We start from the raw sequence: 9,649 nt of genomic DNA on the forward strand, positions 1-9,649 counted from the left end.
ATGACAAGAATGCTGACCGACTCCGACGACACGACTGCAGGCAGCGGCCTCGCCCGCCGCACGCTCCTCAAGGGCGCCGCGACCGTTGCCGCATCCGCCCTGCTCGCCTCACGCGCGGACGCCCGCGACTTCGGCGCCAATGCCGAGCCGCAGCGCTATCCCGATCCTGACATCATTGCCATCGATCCCAAGCGCTTCAAGGCGAAGGTCGGCAACACCGCAATCAAGCGGCTCTATACCGGCTGCCTGTGGGCGGAAGGGCCAGCGTGGAATGCGCAAGGGCAATATCTGGTCTGGAGTGACATCCCCGCCAACCGGCAGCTGCGCTACCTCGATGACGACGGCCACATCTCCGAGCAGTTCCACAAGCCGTCGAACGAGGCCAACGGCAACTCGTTCGACACCGAGGGGCGCCAGCTCAGTGCCGAGCGCACCCGGCTCGTCCGCTATGAGCACGACGGTTCGGTGACGACCCTGGCCGAGCAGGCCGGCGGCAAGCCGCTCAACGGCCCCAACGACATGGTGGTGCATCCCAACGACAAGGCGATCTGGTTCACCGATCCCGGCTACGGCGCGATCAGTATCTACGAGGGCAAGCTGGCCAATACCGGCTCGCTGCAGCCCCATCAGAAGGAAGCGGTTTATCGCATTGATCCGCAGAGCGGCCAGGTCGCGAAGGTGGCCGACGAGCCGTTCAAGCCGAACGGCATCGCTTTTAGTCAGGACTACAAGAAGCTCTATGTCTGCGACACCGGCATCACGCATTATCCTGAAGCCAAGAACGTGGTGTGGTCGTACGACATCGATGGGGCGAAGCTTTCGAACCCGAAGAAGCTGATCGACATGACGCTCGACGGCAAATCAGGCTTCCCCGACGGCCTGCGCGTCGACACCGAAGGCAACATCTGGGTCGGCGCCGGCTGGGTCGGCCCCGGCTATGACGGCGTGCAGGTGTTCGCGCCAAACGACGGCGCGCGCATCGGGCAGATCCTGTTGCCCGAGACCTGCGCCAACGTCTGCTTCGGCGGCAAGAAGCGCAACCGCCTGTTCATGACCGCGAGCCAGTCGCTCTATGCGGTGTATGTGGAGACGCAGGGCGCGCATTTCTGTTGAGTGCAGCGAATGGTGAGTGGCGAATGGATTCCACTCGCCACTCACCATGTCTCTACCCCGTATTCCTCAATCCCGCCGAGATCCCGTTGATCGTCAGCTGAATCCCGCGCAGCACCTGCTCATCCGGGTTCTGCGCGCGATGCTCTTTCAGCAGCTCGACCTGCACATGGTTGAGCGGGTCGAGATAAGGGAAGCGGTGGCGCACCGAGCGCTCCAGCAGCGGGTTGCCTTGCAGCAGCCGGTCCTGGCCCATGATGTCCAGCAGCGTCTCGATGCAGGAATGCCATTCGCGGCGGATGCGGCTGAAGATTTTTTCGCGGAGCGCCTCGTCGGGCACGAGTTCGGCATAGCGCGAGGCGATCGCGATCGAGCTCTTGGCCAGCACCATGTCCATGTTCGACAACAGCATGCGGAAGAACGGCCATTCCTTGTAGAGCTCTTTGAGGAACGGCATGCCCTTGTCGGGATGCTCCGCGATCCATTGCTCGACCGCGCTGCCAAAGCCGTACCAGCCGGGCAGCATCAGGCGGCATTGCGCCCAGGAGAACACCCAGGGAATGGCGCGAAGGTCCTCGATCGCGCGGGTCTTCTTGCGCGAGGCCGGGCGGCTGCCGATGTTGAGCGTCGCGATCTCGTTGATGACCGTGGACGCCCAGAAATAATCGACGAAGCCGTCGGTCTCGTAGACGAGGCCGCGATAGGCCTTGAAGGCGAGATTTGAAAGCTCGTCCATCGCGGTCAGATATTCGCGGCGCGGCGCGCTCTGGCGCGGATGCAACAGGCTCGCCTCCAGCGTTGCGGCTGCCAGGATCTCCAGATTGTTGCGGCCGACTTCGGCGTTGGAGTATTTCGACGAGATGATCTCGCCCTGCTCGGTGATGCGGATCTGGCCGTTCACCGCGCCGCCGGGCTGGGCGATGATGGCATCATAGCTCGGTCCGCCGCCGCGGCCGACCGAACCGCCGCGGCCATGGAACAGGCGTAGGCGCACGCCGTGGCGCTCGAACACGTCGACGAGGCCGATCTCGGCCTTGTAGAGCTCCCAGCCCGAGGTGACGAAGCCGCCATCCTTGTTCGAGTCGGAATAGCCCAGCATGACCTCCTGCACGCTGCCGCGGCTGTCGACCAGGCGGCGATAATCATGTAGCGAGAGCATGCGGTCCATGATGGCGCTGGAAGCCTGCAAATCCTCGATGGTCTCGAACAGCGGCACGATGTTGATGGCGCTGCGCCCGGAGGGATGGACGAGACCGACCTCCTTCAGGAGCACCGCGACCTCGAGCATATCCGACATGCCCTTGCACATCGAGATGATGCATTGGGGGATGGCGTCCGAGCCGAACTTCGCGTGCGCCTCGGCGGCGGCATGGAACACGTTGAGCTCGCCCATCGTCTCGTCGCTGTACTTGACGAACGGCGACACCAGCGAGCGCGTTGAGCGCAACTCGTTGGTGAGCAGCGAGATGCGGGCGTCCTCGCCGAGCGCGAGATAGGACATGCCGGGATTGGCGGCATCCATCAGCTCGGCAATGGTCCGCTCGTGCACCGCCGAGTTCTGCCGGATATCGAGCCGGGCCAGATGGAATCCAAAGCAGTCCACCGCACGCCGCAGCAGCCGCAGCCGGCCGCGGGCGATGACGCCGGCGTTGTTGGAGATCAGCGAGCGGTGCAGCACGTCGAGATCGGCCTTTAGCTCCCCGACGCTGTCATAGGGCGCGCCCTTGCCGACCGGCCGGCGCGTAATCTCGACCTGAAGCATTTCGGCCGTGGCGGTGAGGCGCGCATAGATGCCGGAGACCGCGAGGCGATAGGGCTCGCCGCTCCGGTGCGGCGAGGTATCGGGCGAGCGCTCCGCCAGCGTGCGCAGCTCCTCGGAGACGTCGGCGAGGTGCGCCGCGATCGACAATTCCGAGCCGAGCACGTGCAGCTCGTTCAGATAGAACTGCATCACCCGGCTCGACTGCAGTCGCAGCGTGCCGCGCATCACGTCGGCGGTGACGAAGGGATTGCCGTCGCGGTCGCCGCCGATCCAGCTGCCCATGCGCAGGAACGAGGCGAGCTCGCCGGCCGCCTGCTCGCCGCCCTCCTCCAGCCGGTCCTCCAGCGCGTTGACCAGCCGCGGCACCTCGCGGAGAAACGTGTAATCGTAGAACGACAAGCCGTTGGCGACCTCGTCGAGCACGGTGAGCTTGGTCCGGCGCAGCAGGTTGGTCTGCCACAGCGTCAGCACCTCGCGGCGGAGCTGCTCGTCGCTGGCGGCAGCCTCTTCCGCCGTCAGCGCGACGCGCTCGCGACGATCGAGCAGGGCTGCGACCTCCATCTCACGGTCCATGGTGCTCTTGCGGCGGACCTCGGTCGGATGCGCCGTCAAAACCGGGCTGACCAGCGCGCTCTTGAAGAAGTTGCGCAGGGCATCGGCACCGATGCCCGCAGCCCTCGCATGGGCGAGCGTCTCGGCCAGCACGCCGGAGCCGCCGCCCTTGTTGGCGCGCATCTGGCGGATGTTGTTCTGGTCCTCGGCGATGTTGGCGAGGTGGGAGAAATAGCTGAAGGCGCGGACGATCCGCACCGTCTCGGAGGTCGACATGCTGTCGAGGATCTGCTCGAGCTCGCGGCGGGCGAGCCGGTCCTCGTCGCGGTGGAATCGGATCGAGGTCTGCCGGATGCGCTCGACCAGATCGAACAATTCAGGCCCCTCCTGGTCGCGCACCGTGTCGCCGAGAATGCGCCCGAGCAGGCGGATGTCGTCCCGCAGCCGCACGTCCGCTTCCAGCGCCTGGACGTCCTCAGGGCGATTGGGGCGCTGCTCGGCGGCGTCGGATGATACGGTCTGGAGGGACATGGCTCGCTCCGCTGTTCGAGCTCGCTTCGCTGCCCGGCTCAGCCGAGTGTGCAAGTTTTTTGTCGCAGCGCAAGATGAAGTTGGGGGCGGCGCGGCAACATCACCGATCATGGGAGAAATGCGCCTTGCTGAACGGCGCGCGCACACGTCCGCGGTCTCGCGGCGCAGGGGCCCGAGTTTTGCTGTCCGTTTCGCCCTCATCGATAAGAAAGGGCGCAGGGAAGGCCGGGCGCCGGCTGGCACCCAGGGTCCGCACGCGAAAGACGCACGCGGGGGTGACCATAGGTGATGCCGGAACATCCCGGCCTTCCCTGCGCAATGGTTTACGGCTTATGGCGCGCTCTCCCCGGGGAGCGACGCACTATTGCCCCCGTCGCCTTGCAGATGATCGATGCGCGCACCCGGTCGGGCCGCACATCACCGCAAGCCTTGACGCACAGACCCCGGGCGTCAGGACCACACGCTTTTGCCGTCCGCGGACGTCCCTCCCCGGACATCCGGAAGCTCGCGCGTGCTCGTCACCGAAGCCGAAAAGAACCGCTGTGACCGCGCCGGGTCGTTCGCGCGGATCGCGATGACTCACAGGCGTAGCCCGCCCTGCCATCTCGTCACGCGCCGGCGCTGCCGCGTCCATCGCATCCCGGCTCACGTATCGTGACGATCGCGAAACGCCCTTTTTAGCGGGCCAGAATAGTTGCGGTTTACCCGAAGAAGCGAATTCGGTCAATCAGAATATTGGAGAACCGATCGATTGACCTGCATGTGGCGGGTTTTGCCCGTCGGGCAACGCGAGGGATTGTGGGTCGGAAGCATTGAGCGGCCCACCCAACTCCAAATAGTGACGCTTACCAGTGGCGATGGTGCCGCCAACCATAGTGATGGCCTCGGCCTCTGCCCCAGCCGTAATGATGACCACGGCCGCCGCGATGACCCCACCCGTGGCCACCGCCATGTCCGTGGCCGCCCTTGACCTCGATGGTGTCAGTCTGAGACGCGCCCAGTGTGTCCGGCTTGGCAACGGGCATCGCCGAAGCAGAAGGTGTGGGTGTCAAAGCAACGGCCCCCGCCACAAAGCCCACCAAGCAAAGCCACTTCATGCAATCGCCTCCCGATAAGAATGAACCAAGGGCCAGCCGCGGCACATTGCGGCCGCGTTCGCTCCCGCTCGTCAACAATGAAGCCGGGAAAAAGTTGCAATGAAATGTGACGCATTGCGGAGGCGTAGGATATCCTACGAGTTTGCCTTAAGCCGGCACGATCACCTTGCCGATCGGCCAGAGCGCGATGCCGGCGAGCTTGAGGTGGGCCCAGGCGAAGGGAATGCCGATGATGGTGATCGCGAGGGCCACGGCGGTGAAGAGGTGGCCGAGCGCCAACCACCAGCCGGCGAGCACGAACCAGATGATGTTGCCGATCACCCCGAGCGGGCCGGTGCCGACATCCTCGACACCGGTGACCTCATAGCGGCTGACCGCCCGCGAGCCGAACGGCATCAGCGTGTAGACGGCGATATTGAACGCCGCCCGCGCCCAGGGCAGGCCGATGATGGTGACCGCCATGATGACCGCGGCGACCAGCCAGCCGAGCGCCATCCAGGCGCCGCCAATGAGAATCCAGAGCAGGTTGAGCAGGATGGAAACGGGAGCCATGGGATGATCCGAAGGTCGATGATCCCGTGAGTATAGCACGATGCGCGAGGTTGCGATCGATAAAGCCGCTCACGTATTCGCGTGCTCGTGTAGCCCGGATGAGCGAAGCGACATCCGGGTCTTACTGGTTGTTATCCCGGGTATCGCTTCGCTCACCCGGGCTACGCACCGCTAGATCTTCCGCCCCGCCTGCTCCCAATAGGGATCGCGCAGGCGCCGCTTGAAGATCTTGCCGGAGTCTTCGCGCGGCAGCCCGGTGCGGATCTCGATGTGCTTTGGGACCTTGTAGTCGGCAAGCGAGGCCTTCAGGCGGGTGCGGATTTCGGCGGCATCCAGCGTAACGCCGGCTTGCGGCTCGACCACCGCCATCAGCGCTTCGCCGAACTCGGCATCGGGGATGCCGAACACCGCGCAATCATGCACGCCGGGCACCGCGTGCAGCACGGACTCGATCTCGGCCGGATAGATGTTGACGCCGCCCGAGATCACCATGTCGCGCTTGCGGTCGCAGATGAAGACGTAGCCCTCTTCGTCGATATAGCCGACGTCGCCGGAGGTGATGAAGCCGTCGCGATCGATTTCGGCGCGCTTCTCCGGCTTGTTGTGGTAGGTGAAATCGGCCATCCTGGCCATGCGCGAGTAGATCTCGCCGATCTCGCCTACACCCAGCACGCGTCCGTCCTCACCGATGAAGCGCAGCTCGGCGCCGGGCGAAATCCTGCCGACGGTGCCGGGCTTCCTCAGCGCGTCCTCGGAGGTCGCGAAGGTGACGGCGCTGGATTCAGTCGAGCCGTAGAATTCATAGATCACCGGCCCCCACCATTCGATCATGGCGCGCTTGACGTCCGCCGGACAGGGTGCTGCGGCGTGAATGATGTGGCGGAGCGAGGAGACGTCGTATTGCTTGCGCACCTCCTCCGGCAGCTTCATCAGGCGGATGAACATGGTCGGCACCATGAAGATGGTGTCGATCTTGTAGCGCTCGATCAGCTCGAGAAATTCCTCGGGCTCGAAGCGGGGCATCAGCACCAGTGCGCCGCCGAGTTTTCCCGCGCGAATGCCGAACGAGTTCGGCGCGGAGTGATAGAGCGGGCCCGGCAGGATCGTGCGGGCGCCGGGCTTGAGCCCGTAGATCATCGCGCGCATGCGCTCGCCGGCAGCCGCCTGCTCCGGCGTCGGCGCGTTGCGCCGTACGCCCTTGGGGTGGCCTGTCGTGCCCGAGGTGTAGATCATGTTCATGGGCTGCGGCACGACCGGGCCGTCATAGGGCTGGTGCTCTGCGAGCCAGGATTCGAAATCGATCGCGAAGTCCGGCGTCTTCAGATGATCGGGATCGATCTTGTAGCTGGACAGGATCTCCGGGGGCGTCGGCACGCTGAGCACGGTGACGCCTTGGGGAATCGCATCGCGCAAGGCATGCAGCATGTCGGCATGGCCGATCAGCACGGAGGTGCCGGTGTCGTTCAGGATGTAGTTGATCTCCTCCGGCTTGAAGTGCCAGTTGATCGGCACGCCGTAGGCGCCCAGCCGCATGGCGGCATAGGCGGCTTCGATGAAGGCGATGTCGTTGCGCATCAGCATGCAGACGCAATCGCCCTGCCTGACGCCGATCTGGCTGAGACCGCTCGCGATGCGGTCGGCACGATCAGCGACCTCGGCATGGGAGCGGCTGCGCCCGCCGGAGACGATGCCGAGGAAATTTGAGGTTTCGCTCATTGTTGTTTTTCTTTGTTGTTGAAGTTGCCCCTCATGGTGAGGAGGCGCAAGGCGCCGTCTCGAACCATGAGAGCCCGTGGCCCATCCCTCGAGACGCCGCTTCGCGGCTCCTCGGGATGAGGTCTGCGCTAATCCGCAAACTTCGGCGCGCGCTTCTCCAGATTGGCACGCACCGCCTCGGTCTGGTTCGCGCTGCCGATCAACTTCTGCTGCTCGACGGACTCGGCGAGTAGCGCGGGGCCCGGATCGACCGAGAGATTGTTGAGCATGCGTTTCGCGGCGCGGATCGCATCGGGGCTTTTTCCCGCGATCTCGCGCGCGACGTCGAGCGCGGCAGCGCGCGGGTCGTCGCAGATGCGCGTGGCGAGACCGTAAGCCATCGCCTCCTGCGCGGAGAAGATGCGGCCGGTGTAGGTGAGATCGCGCAAGATGTCGTCGCGCACGAGCGAAGCCAGGATCGGGGTGCCCGCCATGTCGGGTACCAGACCCCATTTGATTTCCATCACCGACATTCGCGCATCGGGCGTGAGGAAGCGCATGTCGGCGCCGAGTGCGAGCTGGAAGCCGCCGCCGAAGGCGACGCCCTGGATCGCCGCGATCACGGGGACCGGAAGCTGGCGCCAGCCCCACACGGCCTGTTGCGCAAAATTCGCCTGGCCGTGCGTGCGTTTGGTGAGGTCGCGATTTTCGCCACCCGGAATTCCATTGCCCCCCTTTTCCTTCATGGCGGCAAAACGCCCCATGTCGAGACCGGCACAGAAGGCGCGGCCCTCGCCGGACAGCACCACGACGCGCACGCCTTTTTCCTTCGAAAGCCGATCCGTTGCGGCCACAAGGGCCTCGAACATGGCCTGATCCAGCGCATTCATCTTGTCCGCGCGCACCAGCCGCACGTCGGCGACGCCTTCCGAGATCGAGATCGAGACGCGCTCTTCCATGGATGAATTCTCCCCTGGTTCCCGGCTGTTCTTGTTCGGTGCCGCTTTACAGGAAGCCGGCGGCCGGATTTAGTCAATCGATCAATTAACCGACAATCGCGACGGGGGAAACAGCCATGTTCAAGGAAAATCTTCTGGCGGGGCGGCGCATCCTCGTGACCGGCGGCGGCACCGGGCTCGGCAAGTCGATGGCGGCGCGCTTTCTCCAGCTCGGCGCGGAAGTGCACATCTGCGGCCGGCGCAAGATCGTCTGCGACGAGACCGCGACCGAGCTGATGGCTGAGCATGGCGGCCGCGTCACCAGCCACGGCGTCGACATCCGCAACGCGCTCGCGGTCGAGGAGATGATCGAGACCATCTTTCGCGACGGCCCCCTCACCGACCTCATCAACAACGCCGCCGGCAATTTCATCTCGCGCAGCGAGGAGCTGTCGCCGCGCGGCTTTGACGCCGTCGCCAACATCGTCATGCACGGCACGTTTTACGTGACGCAGGCGGTCGGCAAGCGCTGGATCGCGTTGAAGCAGCCCGGCAACGTCGTCTCGATCACCACGACCTGGGTGCGCAACGGATCGCCTTACGTGGTGCCGTCGGCGATGAGCAAGTCGGCGATCCATGCCATGACGATGTCGCTCGCGACCGAATGGGGCCGCTATGGCATCCGGCTGAACACGATCGCGCCGGGTGAGATCCCGACCGAGGGCATGAGCAAGCGCATCAAGCCCGGCGACGAAGCGGGCGCGCGCACCAAGGCGATGAACCCGATGGGCCGCGTCGGTACCATGGAGGAATTGCAGAACGTCGCCGTGTTCCTGATCTCCGGCGGTTGCGACTGGATCAGCGGCGAGACCATCGCCATGGACGGCGCGCAGGCGCTCGCGATGGGCGGCAATTTCTACCAGCTCCGCGACTGGAGCGACGACGACTGGAAAACCGCACGCGAGAGCATCATGGCGCAGAATGAAAAGGACCGTGCGAAGCGGGGCTGAGGCTCTCTCCGTAGTCGTCCTGGCGAAAGCCAGGAGGTGGATTCACACTCGAAGTGCAACAGTTGAGAGGAGAAGGCCTCGGCCGGGGTTCTGAAGTCAAGGCATTTGCGCGGGGTGTTGTTGTAGGCGGCAATGGACTGAGGGAAGCGCCTGGTTGGGAGCTTTTCGAGGTCGGTCTTTCGGGGGATGAAGCGGCGCAAGCGGCCGATGGCGTTCTCGATGCCGCCCTTTTGCCACGGCGCGTGCGGGTCGCAGGAAGAAGGTCTTCATCAAGAGGCTCTGCAAGGAAAGGTGGGCGGCGAACTCGGTGCCGTTGTCGAAGGTGACGGTATGGCGCAGTGCCTCCGGTACGGCTTTGAACAGGCGTACGAGATGGCTAGCGATACCGGCGGCGAACTTGCG

General features: G+C 64.6%; 7 protein-coding genes and 1 pseudogene. 2 read left to right on the forward strand and 6 right to left on the reverse strand.

Annotated features, from left to right (window positions below; all coding sequences use genetic code 11):
- A complete protein-coding gene (locus tag IVB13_RS07305) occupies window positions 1–1,113 on the forward strand; it encodes an SMP-30/gluconolactonase/LRE family protein (protein ID WP_026233273.1) in 1,113 nt (370 codons plus the stop codon).
- A 52-nt stretch (window positions 1,114–1,165) separates the two neighbouring features.
- Here IVB13_RS07305 and ppc read toward each other — a convergent pair whose 3' ends face one another.
- The 5 genes from ppc to IVB13_RS07330 all read right to left on the reverse strand — a co-directional run bounded on the left by ppc (window position 1,166) and on the right by IVB13_RS07330 (window position 8,258).
- The gene (gene ppc, locus IVB13_RS07310) at window positions 1,166–3,955 is read right to left on the reverse strand and encodes a phosphoenolpyruvate carboxylase (RefSeq protein WP_247488114.1); all 2,790 of its coding nucleotides are present in this window, start codon (window positions 3,953–3,955) and stop codon (window positions 1,166–1,168) included.
- A gap of 727 nt (window positions 3,956–4,682) precedes the next feature.
- Entirely contained in the window at window positions 4,683–4,907 is a 225-nt protein-coding gene (locus tag IVB13_RS07315; RefSeq protein ID WP_247488116.1) for a hypothetical protein, read from the reverse strand.
- A 292-nt stretch (window positions 4,908–5,199) separates the two neighbouring features.
- Window positions 5,200–5,604 carry a YccF domain-containing protein gene (locus tag IVB13_RS07320; RefSeq protein WP_018456965.1) on the reverse strand — a complete coding sequence of 135 codons (405 nt, stop codon included), beginning with the start codon at window positions 5,602–5,604 and terminating at the stop codon, window positions 5,200–5,202.
- Between the two features lie 171 nt (window positions 5,605–5,775).
- Window positions 5,776–7,320 (reverse strand): acyl-CoA synthetase, encoded by a 1,545-nt coding sequence (locus IVB13_RS07325; RefSeq protein ID WP_247488118.1) that lies wholly within the window; start codon window positions 7,318–7,320, stop codon window positions 5,776–5,778.
- 128 nt (window positions 7,321–7,448) lie between these two features.
- On the reverse strand, window positions 7,449–8,258 hold the full coding sequence (locus tag IVB13_RS07330) for a crotonase/enoyl-CoA hydratase family protein (protein WP_018456967.1): 810 nt from the start codon (window positions 8,256–8,258) through the stop codon (window positions 7,449–7,451).
- A gap of 116 nt (window positions 8,259–8,374) precedes the next feature.
- Here IVB13_RS07330 and IVB13_RS07335 point away from each other — a divergent pair, with 116 nt between their 5' ends.
- Window positions 8,375–9,247 carry an SDR family oxidoreductase gene (locus IVB13_RS07335; protein ID WP_018456968.1) on the forward strand — a complete coding sequence of 291 codons (873 nt, stop codon included), beginning with the start codon at window positions 8,375–8,377 and terminating at the stop codon, window positions 9,245–9,247.
- Window positions 9,248–9,343: 96 nt separating this feature from the next.
- On the opposite strand, the pseudogene IVB13_RS07340 reads toward IVB13_RS07335, so the two are convergent.
- A pseudogene (locus tag IVB13_RS07340) lies at window positions 9,344–9,649 on the reverse strand (hypothetical protein); the annotation flags it as partial.

The organism is Bradyrhizobium sp. 17, from assembly GCF_023073515.1.
Classification (GTDB): Bacteria; Pseudomonadota; Alphaproteobacteria; order Rhizobiales; family Xanthobacteraceae; genus Bradyrhizobium; species Bradyrhizobium canariense_D.

Excerpts from the sequence above, each read along its gene's own strand:
- IVB13_RS07305 (WP_026233273.1), top strand. The coding sequence starts at position 1 with ATGACAAGAATGCTGACCGACTCCGACGACACGACTGCAGGCAGCGGC.
- ppc (WP_247488114.1), bottom strand. The coding sequence starts at position 3,955 with ATGTCCCTCCAGACCGTATCATCCGACGCCGCCGAGCAGCGCCCCAAT.
- IVB13_RS07315 (WP_247488116.1), bottom strand. The coding sequence starts at position 4,907 with ATGGCGGTGGCCACGGGTGGGGTCATCGCGGCGGCCGTGGTCATCATT.
- IVB13_RS07320 (WP_018456965.1), bottom strand. The coding sequence starts at position 5,604 with ATGGCTCCCGTTTCCATCCTGCTCAACCTGCTCTGGATTCTCATTGGC.
- IVB13_RS07325 (WP_247488118.1), bottom strand. The coding sequence starts at position 7,320 with ATGAGCGAAACCTCAAATTTCCTCGGCATCGTCTCCGGCGGGCGCAGC.
- IVB13_RS07330 (WP_018456967.1), bottom strand. The coding sequence starts at position 8,258 with ATGGAAGAGCGCGTCTCGATCTCGATCTCGGAAGGCGTCGCCGACGTG.
- IVB13_RS07335 (WP_018456968.1), top strand. The coding sequence starts at position 8,375 with ATGTTCAAGGAAAATCTTCTGGCGGGGCGGCGCATCCTCGTGACCGGC.